The organism is Acidimicrobiales bacterium, assembly GCA_035316325.1.
Classification (GTDB): Bacteria; Actinomycetota; Acidimicrobiia; order Acidimicrobiales; family VFJN01; genus DASXTK01.
Map to the genome: position 1 here is coordinate 12,189 of DATHJB010000088.1, position 17,342 is coordinate 29,530.

At 72.1% G+C, this 17,342-nt stretch carries 19 protein-coding genes; 5 read left to right on the top strand and 14 right to left on the bottom strand.

The window, feature by feature from the left end:
* The first annotated feature begins 12 nt into the window (after positions 1-12).
* The 3 genes from VK611_12630 (at position 13) to VK611_12640 (ending at position 3,089) form a co-directional block, all read left to right on the top strand.
* Positions 13-630 (top strand): hypothetical protein, encoded by a 618-nt coding sequence (locus VK611_12630; protein HMG42174.1) that lies wholly within the window; start codon positions 13-15, stop codon positions 628-630.
* 65 nt (positions 631-695) lie between these two features.
* A complete protein-coding gene (locus tag VK611_12635; protein ID HMG42175.1) occupies positions 696-1,175 on the top strand; it encodes an Rrf2 family transcriptional regulator in 480 nt (159 codons plus the stop codon).
* 27 nt (positions 1,176-1,202) lie between these two features.
* The gene (locus tag VK611_12640; GenBank protein HMG42176.1) at positions 1,203-3,089 is read left to right on the top strand and encodes a hypothetical protein; all 1,887 of its coding nucleotides are present in this window, start codon (positions 1,203-1,205) and stop codon (positions 3,087-3,089) included.
* A 258-nt stretch (positions 3,090-3,347) separates the two neighbouring features.
* Here the strand turns inward: VK611_12640 and VK611_12645 are convergent, their stop codons facing one another.
* On the bottom strand, positions 3,348-3,545 hold the full coding sequence (locus VK611_12645) for a hypothetical protein (GenBank protein ID HMG42177.1): 198 nt from the start codon (positions 3,543-3,545) through the stop codon (positions 3,348-3,350).
* A gap of 143 nt (positions 3,546-3,688) precedes the next feature.
* Here VK611_12645 and VK611_12650 point away from each other — a divergent pair, with 143 nt between their 5' ends.
* A complete protein-coding gene (locus tag VK611_12650; protein ID HMG42178.1) occupies positions 3,689-4,453 on the top strand; it encodes a crotonase/enoyl-CoA hydratase family protein in 765 nt (254 codons plus the stop codon).
* Between the two features lie 19 nt (positions 4,454-4,472).
* On the opposite strand, the gene VK611_12655 is transcribed toward VK611_12650, so the two are convergent.
* The 13 genes from VK611_12655 to VK611_12715 form a co-directional block, all read right to left on the bottom strand.
* The gene (locus VK611_12655) at positions 4,473-4,964 is read right to left on the bottom strand and encodes a GNAT family N-acetyltransferase (protein HMG42179.1); all 492 of its coding nucleotides are present in this window, start codon (positions 4,962-4,964) and stop codon (positions 4,473-4,475) included.
* Positions 4,961-5,527, bottom strand: coding sequence for a hypothetical protein (locus tag VK611_12660; protein ID HMG42180.1), 567 nt, complete (start codon positions 5,525-5,527; stop codon positions 4,961-4,963). Before VK611_12660 ends, VK611_12655 begins: the two co-directional genes overlap by 4 nt.
* 27 nt (positions 5,528-5,554) lie before the next feature.
* Positions 5,555-6,061, bottom strand: coding sequence for a DUF4193 family protein (locus tag VK611_12665; GenBank protein HMG42181.1), 507 nt, complete (start codon positions 6,059-6,061; stop codon positions 5,555-5,557).
* Between the two features lie 139 nt (positions 6,062-6,200).
* A complete protein-coding gene (locus VK611_12670) occupies positions 6,201-7,841 on the bottom strand; it encodes an FAD-dependent thymidylate synthase (GenBank protein ID HMG42182.1) in 1,641 nt (546 codons plus the stop codon).
* Between the two features lie 114 nt (positions 7,842-7,955).
* The gene (locus VK611_12675; GenBank protein HMG42183.1) at positions 7,956-9,152 is read right to left on the bottom strand and encodes a M20 family metallopeptidase; all 1,197 of its coding nucleotides are present in this window, start codon (positions 9,150-9,152) and stop codon (positions 7,956-7,958) included.
* A 27-nt stretch (positions 9,153-9,179) separates the two neighbouring features.
* A complete protein-coding gene (locus VK611_12680; GenBank protein HMG42184.1) occupies positions 9,180-10,169 on the bottom strand; it encodes a zinc-binding dehydrogenase in 990 nt (329 codons plus the stop codon).
* A 64-nt stretch (positions 10,170-10,233) separates the two neighbouring features.
* On the bottom strand, positions 10,234-11,145 hold the full coding sequence (locus VK611_12685; GenBank protein HMG42185.1) for an LLM class flavin-dependent oxidoreductase: 912 nt from the start codon (positions 11,143-11,145) through the stop codon (positions 10,234-10,236).
* A 128-nt stretch (positions 11,146-11,273) separates the two neighbouring features.
* Positions 11,274-11,885, bottom strand: coding sequence for a hypothetical protein (locus VK611_12690; GenBank protein ID HMG42186.1), 612 nt, complete (start codon positions 11,883-11,885; stop codon positions 11,274-11,276).
* On the bottom strand, positions 11,882-14,626 hold the full coding sequence (locus VK611_12695; GenBank protein HMG42187.1) for a DEAD/DEAH box helicase: 2,745 nt from the start codon (positions 14,624-14,626) through the stop codon (positions 11,882-11,884). The genes VK611_12690 and VK611_12695 overlap by 4 nt, the downstream gene beginning before the upstream one ends.
* Positions 14,623-15,375: a twin-arginine translocase subunit TatC gene (gene tatC / locus VK611_12700; protein ID HMG42188.1), complete on the bottom strand. Its 753-nt coding sequence runs from the start codon at positions 15,373-15,375 to the stop codon at positions 14,623-14,625. Before tatC ends, VK611_12695 begins: the two co-directional genes overlap by 4 nt.
* Complete coding sequence (gene tatB, locus VK611_12705) at positions 15,372-15,872, bottom strand: Sec-independent protein translocase protein TatB (GenBank protein ID HMG42189.1); 501 nt, start codon at positions 15,870-15,872, stop codon at positions 15,372-15,374. Before tatB ends, tatC begins: the two co-directional genes overlap by 4 nt.
* Positions 15,873-15,915: 43 nt before the next feature.
* Positions 15,916-16,167 (bottom strand): hypothetical protein, encoded by a 252-nt coding sequence (locus VK611_12710; GenBank protein ID HMG42190.1) that lies wholly within the window; start codon positions 16,165-16,167, stop codon positions 15,916-15,918.
* A 6-nt stretch (positions 16,168-16,173) separates the two neighbouring features.
* Complete coding sequence (locus VK611_12715; GenBank protein ID HMG42191.1) at positions 16,174-16,377, bottom strand: hypothetical protein; 204 nt, start codon at positions 16,375-16,377, stop codon at positions 16,174-16,176.
* Positions 16,378-16,586: 209 nt separating this feature from the next.
* Between VK611_12715 and VK611_12720 the strand changes: the two genes are divergently transcribed.
* Positions 16,587-17,315 (top strand): glycerophosphodiester phosphodiesterase, encoded by a 729-nt coding sequence (locus VK611_12720; GenBank protein ID HMG42192.1) that lies wholly within the window; start codon positions 16,587-16,589, stop codon positions 17,313-17,315.
* The last annotated feature ends 27 nt before the right edge of the window (positions 17,316-17,342 follow it).

Sequence of the window (17,342 nt, forward strand, 5' to 3'; positions counted from 1 at the left end):
AGGAGAGCCCCCATGTCCCCCTCGAAGCTGCGTCGCGCCGCCGCGCTGTGTGGCGCCCTCCTGGCCACCGCGACCGCGCTGGTGGTCGCCGCACCGGGAGCCGACGCCGACCCCGACCTGCCCATCCACCAGACGATCACCGCCACCACCCACCTCGCGCGGCTCGACCAGGACCTCGGCGCGGTCGGCACGTTCGACGGCACGTTCGACGCCGGCACCGGTGAGATCAGCGGCGACCTCGCGTTCCAGGCGAGCCAGACGACACTGCAGCTCGTCGGGCTGCCGGCGGCCGAGGTCGGTGCCGCCATCGTGCCGACCGGGCCGGCGGCCGGCACGATCGACCTGGCGACGTCGGTGGTCTCGCTGACGTCGAGCTTCGACGTGAAGATCCTCTACGTGAAGCCGCTGGGCCTCGGGTTGAACCTGGTGGGCGACCGCTGCCAGACGGCCACGCCGATCACGCTCACGTCGTCGGGCCCCATCGACCTGGCCACTCAGAGTGGCACCCTGTCGGGCACGTTCACCTTCCCACCGCTGAAGGACTGCGGGCTCCTCACACCGGCGCTGAACCTGCTGGTGCCCGGCCCGGGCAACACGTTCACCGCCACGGCTGCGCCCGCGGCTGCCTAGAGCGCAAGAGAGAGGTCCGCTCGGTCTCTCTCGACGAGGCGCCCGCACGCCGTAGTCTCCCGAGGGTGCGCATCACCGCCAGGGTCGACTACGGCGTGCGGGCCGCCATCGAGCTCGCCGCCGCCGAGCATCCGCCCGTGAAGGGCGAGGTGCTGGCCGAGCGGCAGCGCATCCCCGGCAAGTACCTGGAGAACATCCTCGCCGACCTGCGCCGGGCCGGCATCGTCGCCAGCCAGCGGGGCGCCGACGGTGGCTACCGGCTGGCGGGGCCCCCGGAGTCGGTGTCGGTCGCCGACATCATCCGCGCCGTCGAGGGGCCGCTGGCCGACGTGCACGGCACACCACCCGAAGAGATCGTCTACGTCGGTCCCGCCGAGGCCCTGCAGCGGGTGTGGATCGCCACCCGGGCGGCGCTGCGCAACGTCCTCGAGGAGGTGACGCTCGCCGACATCGTGGCGTCGTCGTTGCCGGCCCCTGTGGAGGAGCTTCTGGGTGATCCGGCGGCCTGGGAGCGACGGAGCCGCGGGGCAAGTCGGTCGAGGTGACAGCTCGCGCGCTAGCGTTGACCCCCTATGGCCCGGCGGATCGACATCGAGCTGACGAGCAAGCGCGACGACGACACTTGGACGTGGCGCGCCGCCGGAGCACGTGAGCCCAGAGGAACGGTCGACAGCAAGCTGCTGCCGGCCAAGAGCAAGGTCGGCGACAACCACAAGGTCGAGATCGAGGGCTTCCTCGACGGCCTGACCATCGTCGCCGTCATCGCCCCGAAGAAGGCGGTGCGCACGGAGCCCGAGCGCATCGAGCTCCTGACACCGCGGTCCGAGGGCTCGCTGGTGACCACCCACCTCGCCCGCAAGCCGCGGCGCGAGGACGACCGGCGTGGCGGCGCGCGGCGTCGTGACGAACGTGGCGGCGACAGCCGGGGTGGCGACCGCGACCGTCGGGGCCCCCGTTCCGATCGGGGCGACCGCGGTGAGCGCGGCGCCCGTGACGGTCGAGATCGGGATCGGGACCGTGGTGGCGATCGGGGTGACCGGGGTGACCGGCACCGCGACCGTCCGAGCACGCCGCCGCCCGACGCCAAGCCGAAGCCGAAGCGCCTCCGTCCGGCCCGGGTCCACCGTGCCGCGCTCCTGGAGTCGCTGCCGGCCGAGCAGCGGCCCATCGCCGAGCAGCTGGTGCAGGGCGGCATCCCCGCGGTGCGGCAGGCCATCGAGAAGCAGAACGAGGAGCTCAAGGCCGAGGGCAAGACGCAGGTCGCCGCCCAGCCGCTCCTGGAGATCGCCGAGAAGCTGCGCAACCGGGCCCAGGCCGCGGTGTGGCGCGACCGGGCCGACGCCGCGCTGGCGTCGGTCGACGAGCTCGACCTGCGCGACCTGCGCTCGGTGGTCAACGCCGCCGACGACGCCGGCCGCGACCAGGAGGCCCGGGCCGTCGCCGACCAGCTGCGCGAGGCGCTGATCAACCGCGTCGAGAAGGAGCAGTCGGCCTGGGTGGCCGAGGTGGCCGAGAACCTGCATGAGGGCCGCGTGGTGCGGGCCCTGCGGTTGTCGTCGCGGCCCCCGAAGGCGGGATCGCCGCTGCCGGGCAACCTGGCCGAGCAGCTGATCACCGTCACGAACGAGGCGCTGACGGCCGAGACCGGGCCCCAACGTTGGGCCACCGTGCTGGATGCTCTCGCCTACTCCCCCATCCGCCGCCGGGTCGTCCCGGATTCGCTGCCCGAGAAGCTCCCCGCCGATCTCCGCGAGCTGATCGCCAAGCTCGGCTCCCGCCTCCCGGAGATCGCCCACATCTTCGCGATCAAGCCCTCCGACGCCCCGGCCCGCCCCCGCCCCCCTCGCCGCAAGCCAGGTGGCCCGGGTGCCCGCGGCGACGGCGCCCCCGGTGCTGGCGGCGGCCGCAAGCCCCGCAACAAGCCCCAGCCGGAGGCCAAGTCCTCCAAGCCCGGGTCCGAGGCGGAGCCGAAGCCGAAGGCCGAGGACACCACTACCGAGACCCCCGCCCCGGAGGCGGAGGCTCCCCAGCCCGACGCCGAGACGCAGCCGGCGGCGGAGGCGACCACCGCCGAGGCGGAGGCCGTCACCCCGGAGGCCGAGGCAGCCACCGCCGAAGTCGAGCCGACCACCGCCGAGGCGGAGGCCATCACCCCGGAGGTCGTGGCGGCCACCGCCGAAGTCGAGGCGGCCACCGCCGAGACTGCAGTGGCCGACCCCGAGCCGGAGGCCGCCGAAGCCGAGGCGAGCGTCGCAGCGCCCGAGGTCGAGGCGGAGGACACCGCCACCGTGCCCACGCCCGACGCCCCTCAGGCCGACGCCGAGCCGGAAGCCGCTGCCGCCCCCGAGGACGCACCGACCGAGGACACCCCGGAGGCCGAGCACAAGGCCGACGACGCCGACGACGGCGAGCCGGCGACGGAGCTGGCCGCCGAGGCCGAGGCCACCGCCTCCGCATAGGCAGCCGAGCCGTCCCGGGCAGCTCGACGCGCCGCGCCGGCACCCGCGGCCAGAACGCCCGACGTCACGGTGGTCGCACAGTCGTTGCGGCGCCCGGTGACCGAAATGGTTGCTCGACACCGCAACGATGGCGACAGCCCGACGACAGTGTGGGGCGACCGATTCGGTCCTGCTGCGCCGCTCCGGCGCGGTGGGAGGACGATGGGGCGGTGTGGGGCGACCGTTTCGGTCGCTTGGCGCCGCCGGGCGCCGCGGGAATCAGAACTGGCGGGGGGCTATCACCGAGTCGACGTCGCCGCGGCCGCAGTAGCGGCCGGTTTCGGTGTCTTCGTCCCAGCGGGCACCGCAGCTCAGGCAGGTGCAGGAATCAAGGTGGACGGAGCCCAGGTACAGACGCTCTACCTCGTATGCCTCGCAGAACGGGCACTGGAGATGCCGGGGCTTATCGTCGGTCATCTCTGGCAGGTTCCGCGGGTGAGGGCTGTTCGTCCATCGTTCTCCGAAGTCTGACCGCCGCAGCTTAACGAAGGTTGCAGTGCCAGGTTTCGATTCTCCGACAGCTTGGTTGCATCAGCGCGAACCTCCTACCTTGAACCGCCATGGCTGTCGACGTCACAACCCAGGGTCCGTTCGCGATCGTCAAGATCAACCGCCCCGAGGCCCGCAACGCCGTGAACGGGGCCGTGGCCCAGGGCATCGAGGCCGCCGTCGACCGCATCGAGGAGGACGACAGCCTCTGGCTGGGCATCCTCACGGGCGAGCCGCCGGTGTTCTGCGCCGGCGCCGACCTGAAGGAGATCAACGCCGGCAACGCCGCCGCCCTGGCGACCGCCCGGGGCGGCTTCGGCGGGTTCGTCAAGCGGGAGCGCACCAAGCCCATCATCGCCGCCGTCGACGGCCCGGCGCTGGCCGGCGGCACCGAGCTCGTGCTGGCCTCCGACCTCGTCGTCGCCTCGACCACCGCCACCTTCGGCATCCCCGAGGTCAAGCGGTCGCTGGTGGCCGCGGCCGGGGGCCTGTTCCGCCTGGGCCGCAAGATCCCCTTCAACCTCGCGATGGAGCTGGCCCTCACCGGCGACCCGATCGACGCCACCCGGGCCTACCACTTCGGCCTGGTGAACCGCCTGGTCGAGCCGGGCGAGGCGCTGACGGCCGCCGTCGAGCTGGCCGAGAAGGTGTGCGCCAACGCCCCGGTGGCCGTGCGGGCGAGCCGCAAGGTCGTGCTGGAGGCCACGCACGCCGACGACGAGGTCGGCTGGAAGATGTCGATGGAGGGCATGGCCCAGGCGATGTCCAGCGAGGACTTCAGCGAGGGCCTCACCGCCTTCATCGAGAAGCGCCCGCCCCAGTGGAAGGGCCGCTAGCCCGACCCCAGCCCGGCGCTCAGGTCAGCGAGCGGTGCACGACGATCGCCCGGGCGACCAGGCCGAACGACTCGAAGAAGTTCTTGGTGTGCCGGTCACCCGGTAGCGCCAGGCTGTCGACGCCGAAGCACCCCTGGTCCCGGCACCAGCCGACCAGCTGCGACATCAGCACCTCCCCCACCCCGATCGCCCGCGCTCCCGGGTCGACGTAGACCTCGTCGACGACGCCCAGCAGCCCCCCGTCGGCCAGCTTCTCGGTGTGGGCCGCCCCGAAGCCGACGACCGTGTCGTCGATGGTGCCCACCAGGACGGCCTGGCTGTCGTCCACCAGGGACGCCGCCAGCGACTCCTCCAGCGGGTCGGGACGGCGCTCCCGCCGCGCCCACAGCTCGCCGCCCTTCTGCGTGCGCTTCTCGGCGATGGCGGCGACCACGAGGTCGTGCAGCGCAGCCAGGTCGTCCGGGGTCGCCGGCCGGGCCGACTCCTCGGGCGCGGGCGACGAGATCGTCATGACGGCTGCTGCAGTTGGGCGACCTTGTTGAGGATCGTCTTGCGGCCGCGGCTGGCCGCCTCGTAGCTGCGCACGGCCTCCAGCTCCTCGGAGGTGAGCCCCGGCAGGCGGTTGACCACCTGCGACGCCGCCAGGCTGTCGTAGCCGGGGATGGCCAGCTCCTCCACCGCAGGACCGACGACGGGAGCGGCGCCGTTGCCCCCGGTGGGGTGGACCTGCGGCGATTCGACGCGGGCCCGAGGCCGGGACGCCGGCGGCTCGTCGTCCTCCTCCGCAGGAGGCACCAGGCCGACGACCTTCAGGAGCTGCCCCGCCTGCTCGCCGAGCCCCTGGAGCAGCCGGCGGGCCTGGGGCTCCGCCTGACGTACGGCTCGGCGGCCCAGGACCCTGGCGTTGCCCATGTGGACCTTCCCCTGCTCGGCCAGCTTCGGCAGCATCGACGGTCCGTCGAGGAGGATGGCGATGGGTGCGTAGCGCACGATGTCGCAGACCTGGCCCAGCAGCGACGGCTCCTGCTCGCCCGGCCCGCCCACAGCACTCCGCTCGTCGTCACGCTCGCTCATCGGAAGATCCTGACAACCGGGGCTGCGTCAGACGCAATCGGAGCAGAGCATGCTGTCGGGATCGGCGAGCTGGCTGGGGTGCTTCACCAGGAAGCAGGACTGGCACACGAACTCGCCCGGGCGCTTCGGCTGGATGCGGCCGGCGCCGTCGCCCCGATCGTCGGGCTCGGGCTGCCCTTCCTCCTCTTCATCGTCGTCGTCGTCCGGCTGGGCCGCGATGCGGTCCTTCAGGATCGTGTCGAGATCGGCTTCGACGTCGTCATCGGTGTCGTCGTCCTCTTCCTCTTCGTCGTCGTCCTCTTCGGTGGCGGCGGCCTTCTTCTTCGCGCGCGCCGGGGCCGGTGGGGCCGCGACGACAGGCACGACCACGTCCTCTTCGACGAAATCGTCATCGGCGTCGTCGTCGAAGTCGTCGGTGTCGACGACCGGGTCCTCCTCGTCGACGAGCTCTTCGTCGATCTCCTCGGGCGGCGCCTCTTCCAGGTCGTCACCGTCGACCTCGTCGACGTCCACGGCGTTGTCTTCGTCAGCCATCGTGTCCCTTCACGGGGTCGGCCACTTGCGGGCCGGATAATACGCAGCCAGGGGGCTGCGGCCGGTCAGGGTAGCGAGTCGCGAGAGGTCCGCGGTCACAACGGGCAGAACACTCTGCCCAGGCCCTCCGCCGGGCGACTCAGCGTGACGCGCGACGGGCTTCCGCCCTGCGCTCAGCGTCGAGCCGCTCGAGCGGCGGCTCGGCCGAATGGTCGGCGAACGACATGGCCGCGGCGATCGCCGCATGGCCCGCCTGCTCGGCGATCAGCCGGTGCATCTCCTGCGCCACCGTGCGGTAGGCGGGGTGCCCCTGGGGGGTGCTGCGCAGCTCGATGAGGTGCATCGCCTCGCGGGCGTTCATCTGCATCACGAAGCGGATCCGGTACGCCAGGGCCACGGCGTAGGGCGCCTGCGCCGGGTGCTCTTCGAGCAGGGCGTCGTGGAGGTCGGCCGAGCGCTCCATCGCCTGGTCGAACTCGTCGGCCAGGCCGGCCGTCTCCAGCGCCGCCGGCCGCGTGTAGCCGTGGCGGGGCGACAGCGGCTGCCAGTCGATCGTGAGCATGCGGTGGCGCTGCAGGTCGCGGAAGGCGCCGTAGTCGGCCAGCACGTCGAAGCGGTAGCCGGTGCGCTCGAAGGCCCGCCCGGGCCGGTGCCGCCGGTTGGTGCGCTCCCCCACGTAGGCCCGGATGATCGACAGGCGCTCGTCGATCCCCATCGCCCGCACCCGGTCCTCCAGCTGCGCCTCGGGGGCGTCGGTGTAGGGGTACAGCATCGCGGCGACGGTCTTGACCTCGCCGTCGGGGTCCCAGTCGAGCAGCTGGACGCCCGGCTCCCCCACCGGCGCGCCGTCGTCGGCGTCGCCGTCGACCCCGGCCGGGGCGATCTCCGGGAACAGCCGGGCCGCCACCTCCCCCATCGCGGCGTGGTTGGTGGCCATGTACTCGGAGGCCAGCCCGCCCCGGTCGGGCAGGTCGACCCGTTTCAGGAAGCTCGGGATGACCTTGCGGAGCTCGCCGAGGATCATGTCGGCGTAGCCGCGGGCCTCGGGCAGCGGGTGCGACCGCATGCGCAGCAGCAGCGCCTCGTAGGCCTGCCCGGAGCCGTAGATGCCGACGTTCGACAGCGTGGCCGCCGGCAGCACCCCGCGCACGGCGTCGAGCGCCTTGGCCCGCACGGCCATGCGGTGCACGAGGTCGCTGTCGCCGGGCTGCTTGGGGAAGCGCTCCCGGAAGAACTCGACCATCGTGGCCGCCATCTCGGCGTAGGTGTCGAACAGGCGGTCGAGGTCGCCCACGAATCGCGTGCCCAGCGGACCGGCGAGCACGTCGGGGTCGCGGTGGTAGCGGTAGCGGCCGTCGAGGCGGCTGTCGTAGGTGATGTAGCGGGTGGACTGCTCGAGGTACGACATCAGCCGCCCCCACTCGAGCACCTTGGTCAGCACGTTCGACGCCTGCTCGCAGGCCAGGTGGACGCCGCCGAGCTGGGCGACGGAATCGTCGCCGTACTCGAAGAACACCCGGTCGTAGAGCTCCTCGGCCCGGTCGAGGCCGATGGTGGCGTCGACGGTGACGTCGCCGGCGATCTCCAGGTCGCCGACGAACTCGTCGAGGAACAGGCGACGCAGGCTCTTGGGCGAGCGGGAGTAACGGGCGAACAGCGCGCCCTTCACGACCTCCGGCAGGTTCACCAGGGCGAAGACCGGACCGTCGAGGTTCGTGAAGTACCGCCGCAGCACGTCGGCTTCGTCGGTGGTGAACTCCTCGGCGACGTAGAGGGCCATACGAGCCGCGATGCTACGTCTGCGCCCGGAGCTGGTCGGGGATGCTAGCGCGCGACGCGGAGGGTGACGCAAGCAACTCTGAGAGTGACCGCGCGAGTGACTGTGCGACTCGGGTCACCGGTCACCGCGCCGCTCCAGCGAGGCCTCCCACTCCGACCGGGCCGCGGCGAGAACGTCCTGGTCGAGCCATAGATCGGCCACCGTCATCGCCATCGCCTTGGCGCCGTCGATCACCGCCGCGTCGCCCGCCTCGCCGCCGGCGAAGGTGGCGAACTCGGGGGTGTGGATCGGCACGCCCGGCGGCGCCACGCGGATCATCGGGTGGATCGACGGCACCACGTAGCTGACGTTGCCCATGTCGGTGCTGCCGACCACCCTGCCGCCCAACGTCGGCGGCGCCACCTCGCGGCCGAGCACACCGGCGTTGGCCGTGTAGAGGCCGCCGATGACGTCGTTGTCGACCATGTCGGCGTAGGCGGGGTCGAGCCACTCGATCTCGACGGTGCAGCCTGCGGCCTGCGCTCCGCCCTCCAGACAGGCCGTGAAGCGCTCCTTGAGCCGCTGCAGGCGCGCCAGCGTGGGCGACCGCACCATCCACTCGGCCTGCGCGTAGGCCGGCACGATGTTCGGCTTGTCGCCGCCGTGGTTCACGATGCCGTGGATCCGCTCGCCCGGGGCGATGTGCTGCCGCAGGGCGGCGACGTTCATGTAGCCGAGCACGAGGGCGTCGAGGGCGTTGCGGCCCCGCTGGGGGAACGCCGCGGCGTGGGCGGCCTCGCCGTGGTACCTGGCGTAGCACTGCTGGACGGCGATCACGTCCATCGACGTGAGGTCGGCGTCGGCGGGGTGGACCATGAGGGCCGCGTCGACGCCCTCGAAGGCGCCGGCGTCGATCAGCTTGACCTTGCCTCCCCCGCCCTCCTCGGCCGGCGTGCCCATGACGACCACCCGGCCGCCCAGCTCCTCGGCCAGTGCCGCGGCCGCCAGCCCGGCTCCGAGGCCCGCCGCGGCGATCACGTTGTGCCCGCAGGCGTGTCCGATGGCGGGCAGGGCGTCGTACTCGCACAGCACCGCCACGGTGGGGCCGGAGGTGCCGGCGGTCGCCAGGAACGCCGTGTCGACGCCCGAGGCCTTGCGGGTGACGTCCAGGCCCTCGCCGGCGAGCACGTCGGTGAGCAGGTCGTGGGCGAAGTGCTCCTGGTAGTTCAGTTCGGGGTGGGCGTGGATCTGGTGCGACACGTCCACCAGCACCTCGGCCCGGCGGTCGACCTCGTCGGCCAGCCGCTTCTTGACCTCCTCCAGCGAATCCATGCCCAGGAGAGTAACGGCCTCTGGTCGTCAGCCGGGGTGGCGGAGAACGATCTTGCCGAGCTGGGCGCCGGCGTGGAGGCGCTCGATGGCGGCCGGGTAGTCGTCGAGGTCGTACACCTCGTCGACCTGGACGGGCACGCCCTGGGCGACCAGCTCGGTCACGTCGGCGAACTCCTCGTAGGAGCCGGTGGTCGAGCCGATCACCTCGATCTGCTTGAAGAACAGGCGCGGCAGGTTGAGCTCCACCTTCGGGCCGGACGTGCCGCCGGCGACCACCAGTCGCCCCGCCGGCTTCAGCGCCCGGATGGACCGCTCCCAGGTGGCCGGACCGACGGTCTCGACCACCACGTCGACCCGCACGGGCCAGTCCTCGTTGGAGTCGAACGCGTCGGCGGCGCCCAGCTCCACGGCCCGCTTGCGCTTCTCGTCGTCGCGGGAGGTGGCGTACACCACCGCGCCCAGGCGCACAGCCAGGGCCAGAGCGGCCGTGCTCACACCGCCGCCGACGCCCACCACCAGCACCGACTCGCCCGCCCGCACCCGGGCCCGCCGCAGCATCCGCCAGGCCGTCAGGTAGGCCATCGGATAGGCGGCCGCGGTCTCCCAGTCGAGGCCGGCCGGGCGCGCCACGACGTTGCGCCCGGGCACCACCACGAGCTCGCCGTGACCGCCCCAGCGTTGCTCCCCCACGATCTCCAGCTTCCCGGCGGCAGGGGCGTCGATGCCGTGCGCCACGACCGCGTCGAGCGGGACCACCGAGGGGTTGACCACCACCTCGTCGCCGGGCGCCACGTGGGTCACGGTCGTCCCGACCGACTCGACGACGCCGGCCACGTCGCAGCCGGGCACGTGGGGGAAGGCCTTCGGCTTGGGCAGGCCCCGGGTGAGCCACAGGTCCATGTGGTTGAGCGCGGAGGCAACCACCCGCACCCGGACGTCGTCGGACCCCACCGACGGGTCGGGCACCTCGCCCCAGGAGTAGCTACCGGGCGACTCGTCGAGCTTCCACGCGTGCATGCGGCGCAGGCTATGGCGTTCTGTCTTCGCTCAGCCGACTATGCCGGGCTCAGCGAAGACAGAATCAGGTTTCGAGCGGGTGGACCGTGTCGGCCAGGTCGGACACGTGGTCGTCCCAGTTGTGGGGCTCGTTGACCGGCACCACCACGAACTTCGACGCCCCCGCGGCGATGAACCGCTCCAGCAGCGCCGGCAGGCCCGCCAGGCCCTTCGCCACCACGTCGTTCATGTCGGCACCAGGGCGACGGCGGCGGGCGATCGCCGCCAGCTGCTCCGGCACGTCGCCCTCCACGTAGGGCACCAGCGCCCCGAAGTGCTCCGGGTCGAAGGTCCGGCCCGCCTTGGAGGCCGCCTTCTCGATCTCCTCGATGCCCCGCTTCACGTCGTCGGGCGGGGTGAACGACGGCAGCCAGCCGTCGGCCAGGCGCCCGCAGCGCTGCAGCTCGGTGGCCGACGACCCGCCCAGCCACAGGTCCAGCGGCTGCTGCAGCGGCACGGGGCGGGCCTTGGCGCCCTCGAAGCGGAAGTACTTGCCCTTGTGGTCGACGGTCTCGCCGGCGAGGAAGCGGCGCAGCAGCTCGAACGTCTCGTCGAAGCGGGCGGCGCGCTCCTCCTTGGTGACGCCGAACGCCTGCTGCTCCACCTTGCTGGCCACGCCGAGGCCGAACGCCGGCAGGGCCCGGCCGTTCGACAGGCGGTCGAGCGTGGCGATCTGGGTGGCCACACGCATGGGGTTGCGGCCGGGCAGCACGGTGACGCTGGTGCCCAGCTTCAGGCGGTCGGTGCGGCCCGCGGCGAAGGCCAGGCCGACGAAGGGATCGGGGCTGTCGGCGCTGATGCGCTCGGCGAGCCACAGAGAGTCGAACCCGAGCGACTCCAGCCCGTCGATCAGGGCGGCGAACCGCCCCGGATCGCTGGTCGTGCTCACTCCCAGCCCGACCCCGATCCGCACCTTCCCCTTGCCCGCTTCAGGCATTGCCCTGTCCCCTCGCGCTCCCCAGCGCCCTCGTCTCGGTCCGCTGACGCCCCAGCCTCTCAGAGCGAGCCCTGTGAGGCCATGTTTTCTTTCTGTGGTACGGCAGTCTCGCAGCAGTTCTGCGACGTTCAGACTACGCAGGTCAGAGCATCTGCCTCGACGCGCACCGACAGGCGACGGACCGTGCCGAGCGCCTCACCGTCGAGCCAGATCGGCGTGGCCGACGGGAACTCGAACTGGACGGCGTCGACCCGGCGCTGCTCGATGCCCGGATGCGGCACGTGCGACCCGGTGGGGAGCCGCTTGCGGGCCTTCAGGCGGTCGCCCAGCGACAGCTGCGCGTCGAACGTGTCGAGGCGCCCGTCGTTCGGGTGGCTCCGGGGGGCGACGTCCCAGTCGCCCAGGAACTCGGCGTTCATCACGGCGACGATCCGCCCCGACCACCACGACCGGCGGACCACTACGTGGGCCACGAACCAGTGGAGCTTGCCGTCGATCAGGGCCGCGCCCAGGTCGACCGGCACCTGGCGCGCCTCGGGCGAGCGCAACCGGGCCTCGTCGCCGGTGCCGCCCAGCGTGTGGCACAGATCGCCGCCCAGCAGCCCCAGGGGCGGGACCGGCAGACCGACCCGGCGGTTGCGCTCCACCGCCTGGCGGGCCTCGGCGTCGGAGCGCACCAGCAGCCCCTCGTCCGGCAGCGCGCCGGCGATGCCCCACTCCTCGCCCCGCTTGATGGTCACGACGACGGCTCCCCGGTGTCGGCCGGGCCATCGTCGGCCTGGTCGTCGTCGTCCTCCCCCTCACGGTCGAGGCGGGACGACGCGGCGACGACCCCACGCAGCAGGGCGTCGGCGGCCTGGCGGGCCGACGTGGCCGTGGCCGGCTCGGGGGCGATGTCGCCCACCTGCCGCAGGAGGTCGATGAGGGTCTTGATGTTGCGGACGAAGTCGCCGCCCGACAGGTCCTCGTCGTCGAGCACGTCGGCCAGCGGCTCCCCCGCCGCCCAGGCGTGAGCCAGCGCCAGGAACCCGGGGTCGGGCAGCCGGGTGGCCGGCAGGCCGGCGGCGCCCTCGTTCCCGGTCAGCTCCTCGGCCAGCTGCTCGATGCGACCCCACCGCTCGCGGACCTGCCGCGACGGGAACCACGGCGTCGGGCTGGCCGTCGGCCCCCGGTGCTCGTAGGTGAAGCACGACACCAGGCCCGCCATCGTGGCCGGGTCGAGGTCGTCGAGGATGCCACTGCACATCGCCTCGGCCACCAGCAGATCGCACTCGTGGTAGGTGCGGGCCAACACCGTGCCCCGGTCGGTGAGCGCCCAGCCGTCGAGGTAGCCCCACGACTCCAGCAGGCGCAGCACCCGGTCGAAGCGCCGGGCCAGCGACTCGGTGCGCGACCGGACCTCGCGGCGCAGGTCCTCCAGCTCCTTCTCGGCCCGCTCGGCGTGGGCGGCGGAGCGGAGGTGGCGCTCGCGGTCAGGGCAGGCGTCGACCGGGTGCTCCGCCACCAGGCCGGCGAGGTCCTGAACTGGCACCTCTTCACGTTGCTCGCCGTCGCCGCCCGGGTCCAGAGGGTCGGGCGCCTTTTCGTCGCGGGGCCGACTGTGGCCGAAGCGGGAGCGCTTGAGGGCGTCGGCCACCTCGTGCTGGAACGCCCGGGAGCCAGGCTCGTAGGGCACCGGCAGCTCGACGTGGCCCACCCGCACCGGCGCCTGCGTGAGCTTGCCCCCGTCGAGCAGCACCCGCTCGCCGTCGACGTCGACCGTCTGGACCCGCACGGAGCCACCCTTGCGGAACGCCACCGACAGGACCGCCAGCCGCTCGCCGTCCACCTCCACGACCACGCCCGGCTGCAGTCGCGACAGGGCGAAGCGCAGGCCGCTGGTGGTCGCCGCCGTGCGGGAGCGCTGCTGCTCGGTGGCCTCGCGCACCAGGCGGCGGTACTGCTCGACGTCGCCGCGCTCGCACTGCGCCTCGGCCTGCAGCGACTTGACCCGCTCCTCGGTGCGCTCGATGCGGGTCTCCATGCGCACCACCGCCCGGTCGGCCTGGAACTGGGCGAAGCTCAGGTTGAGCAGGTGGTGGGCGTCGGCCGGCTCGTAGCGCCGCACCAGGTTGGCGGCCATGTTGTAGGTGGGGCGGAACGCCGAGCGCAGGGCGTAGGTGCGGCTCGACGCCAGCGACGCCACCTGCTCGAACGGCACGAACGGCGACCACAGCACGATGGCGTAGCCGAGCTCGTCGATCCCCCGCCGACCGGCGCGCCCGGTGAGCTGGGTGTACTCCCCCGGCGTGAGGAAGGCCCGGGCCTCGCCGGTGAACTTGGTGAGCCGCTCGATCACGACCGAGCGGGCCGGCATGTTGATGCCCACGGCCAGGGTCTCGGTGGCGAACACGGCTTTGACGAGGCCCTCGGTGAAGCAGGCCTCGACGGTCTCCTTGAACGGCGGGACCATGCCGGCGTGGTGGGCGGCGATCCCCTGCTCCAGCGCCAGGAGCCAGCGGTCGTAGCCGAGGACGGCGAGGTCGTCGTCGGTGAGCGTCGCCGTGCGCTCCTCGGCGATCGCCCGGATGCGGGGGCGCTCGTCGGGGCTGGTGAGCCGCAGCCCGGCGTCGACGCAGGCGCTCACCGCCTCCTCGCAGCCCATCCGGCTGAAGAGGAAGTAGATGCTCGGCAGCATGGCGCGCTCGTCGAGCAGGTCGATCACGTCGGGCCGGCGAGGCGTGAAGAACCGCCGCCGCCCCCGGGGCGGGCCGTGACGACCCTGACGCCCGCGGCCGTTGCCGTTGCGGCCCCGGTCCCCGTCGGAGTCGAGCCGCTCGGCCTCGGGGTTCGGTTGGCCGTCGACCAGCGTGGGCATCAGGTGCACGTGCTCGCTGGAGCGGTCGCCCACCAGGTAGAGGTTGCGCAGCTCGACCGGCCGGCGTTCCTCGAGCACCAGCGCCGTGGAGCCCCGCACGGTGGTGAGCCACTCGGCGACCTCCTCCGCGTTCGACACCGTGGCCGAGAGGCACACCAGCTGGACCGTCGGCGGCAGGTGGATGATCACCTCCTCCCACACCGGGCCCCGGTAGGTGTCCTGCAGGTAGTGGACCTCGTCGAGGATCACGAAGCGCAGGCCCTGCAGGGCGTGGGACCCCGCGTAGATCATGTTGCGGAGCACCTCGGTGGTCATCACCACGGCCGGGGCGTCGCCGTTGATCGAGTTGTCACCGGTGAGGAGCCCGACGTTGGCGGAGCCGTGCCGGCGCGCCAGGTCGCTGTACTTCTGGTTCGACAGCGCCTTGATCGGGGTGGTGTAGAAGGCCTTGCCACCCTCGGCCAGGGCGCGGGCCACGGCGTGCTCGGCCACCACGGTCTTGCCCGACCCGGTGGGCGCGGCCACCAGCACCGACTGCCCCTGGTCGAGGGCCTCTATCGCCCGCAGCTGGAAGGCGTCGAGCTCGAAGTCGTAATCCGGTCGGACCCCACCGGGGTCGGTCACGAGGAGTCCTGGAGAGCCCGCCCGCGTGTCATCCATCGGCCGATCAGGATGGAGATCTCGTAGAACACGACCATCGGGACCGACAACGCCAACATGCTGAACGGGTCGCCCGAGGGTGTGATGACGGCGACGACCACCGTGATGCCCACGTAGGCGTAGCGCCGCACGCGTCGCAGCGTGTCCGGCTGCAGGATCCCGGCCAGTTGCAGGAACACCAGTACGACGGGGAACTCGAACCCCACCCCGAAGGCCAGCATCATGTACACGACGAGCTGGAGGTACTTACCGGGACTGTAGAACTGGGTGAGGCTGTGGCCGCCGATGTCGCCCAGCCACTCCAGCGCCTTGGGCATCGTCCAGTACGCGAGCCATGCGCCTATCCCGAACAGCGCCAGCGCCGAGGCCACGAACGGCACCGCGTAGCGCTTCTCGTTGTCGTAGAGGCCCGGGCTGATGAACCGCCAGACCTGCCACAGCAGCACCGGCATGGCCAGGGCCAAGGCGCCGTAGGTGGTCAGCTTGATCCGCACACCGAACCCCTCGAGCGGGTCGGTCTGCAGGAGGCCGTCGTTGTCGGGGAAGGCCTTGTTGTAGGGCTCGAGCAACAGGTCGAAGACGTCGTTGTAGAAGACCGTCACGATGAGCATCCCGACGGCGACGGCCAGGACGCTGATCACGAGCCGCTTGCGCAGCTCGGCCAGGTGCTCGACCAGGGTCATCTGGCCGCCGGCGGCCGTGGTGGTGCTCACGATGCGGCGCGCTCGCCGTCGGCGGGCGGCTCGTCGTCGACCGGGGCGACGACGTCATCGGTCTCAGCCTCGGCGTCGGCCTCGACGGCCGGCTCGGGCTCGGGGGTCACGGGCTCCGGCGGGTCGTCGTCGATGGAGGGGTCCTTGCCGTCACTCGACGACGCAGTGTCGATCACGTCCACATCGATGGGTTCGGCACCGGTCGGGTATTGGACGGCGGCGGCCGGCCCGGGCGCCAGCTCCCCCGGCTTCGCCGCGCTGTCGACGTCGTCGGTCTTGTCGCCCTTGTCTGCCGACCGGATCCGGTCGATGTCGCTCTCGACCTCGCTGTCCTCGAGTGCGTTGCGCAGCTCCTCCTGGAAACCGCTGGAGATGCGACGCAGCTCGCCCAACACCCGCCCCGCCGTGCGCACGGCCTCGGGCAGCCGGCTGGGCCCCAGCACGATCAGCGCCAGGGCGAGGATCGCGATCACCTCGCCGGGGCCGATGTTGAACATTCCGCCGAGTGTAGAACGACGCCGGACACCTCCTGCCAGCGTGTCAGTCGGCGTCCGGGGAATTCACGGGTTGTTCAGCGTCGCCGTCGTCCCAGTGCGACCAGAGCCGGTCGACGACGGGGCCGCTGCGGTTCAGCTCCCGCCGGACCGCGGCGATCGGCGGCCGCAGCTCACTCGTGCGGCGGACCGACCGGGCGAGGTCGAGGCTCAGCTCCTCCAGCGTGCGCAGGCGGCTCAGCAGCACGGCGACGGCAACCGTCACCGCCACCGCCGGGACCGCCCACAGCAGGCTCACCGAGGCTCAGCGTCCTCGCTTGTGGGCGGCCAGCAGGTCGTTGAACCAGCCCTTGCCCTCGAGCAGCTCGTGGAAGTCGAGCAGGTCGTCGTGGCTCAGCGGCGCACCTATCGGCCGTGGCTCGATCAGCTCGGCCGGCAGCGTCCACAGCTCCAGCCGTACGCCGGACGACACCAGCAGGTCGATGGTCGGTCGATCAGCGTCGCGCACCACGGGTCGGGTGCAATCCGGGCAGCGGAACACGTAGGTTCCGTTCTCTGTGTTCTCACACAACCGGACCACCAAGTCGCAGATGCCGAGCTCGACATCGCCACATTCGTTGCACGTCGCGCGGATCAGTGTCGCCATGAGCTTCCCTCCGCACGTTGAGAGGGTGCGAACGGCCGATCATGACGCCGCTTCGCGCTGAACGGACGACGATGGCCGTACGACTCCCCGCTCTCGTCACCCCGCCGATCGGCTTCGCGCATCGTGGAGCGCGTGCCGAGGCGCAGGACAACACCATCGAGTCCTTCACGTTGGCCCTGCAGATGGGCGCCACCGCCCTCGAGAGCGACGTGTGGCTGACCGCCGACGGCGAGGCCGTGCTCGACCACGACGGGATGATCGGCCGCCGACCGCGACGTCGCGCCATCCGGACGCTGCGCCGCTCCGAGCTGCCGTCGTACGTACCGACGCTCGAAGAGCTCTACGCCGGCTGCGGGGTGGCGCTGTCGCTGTCGCTCGACCTGAAGGACCCGGAGGCCTTCGAGCGAGTCGTCGACGTCGCCCGGGCGGCCGGGGACCCGGCGCCCGAGAACCTGTGGCTGTGCCACCACGACTGGGAGCTGGTGGCCGGCTGGCGCCACAAGGCCCCCGAGGCGCACCTGGTGGACTCGACGCGGCTGCATCGCATGAAGCACGGGCCGGAGCGCCGGGCCGCCGGGCTCGCCAAGGCCGGCATCGACGCCGTCAACCTGCACCACTCCGACTGGACGGGCGGTCTCACCACCCTGTTCCACCGCTTCGGCGTGTTCGCCCTGGGCTGGGACGCACAACTGCCGCGGGTGCTCGACGAGCTGATCGACATCGGCATCGACGGCGTCTACAGCGACCACGTCGACCGGATGGTCGCCGCGCTCGCTCGCGCCTATCCGATGCCGGGTTGAGTCGCATCCGCCGAAAGACACGTCACC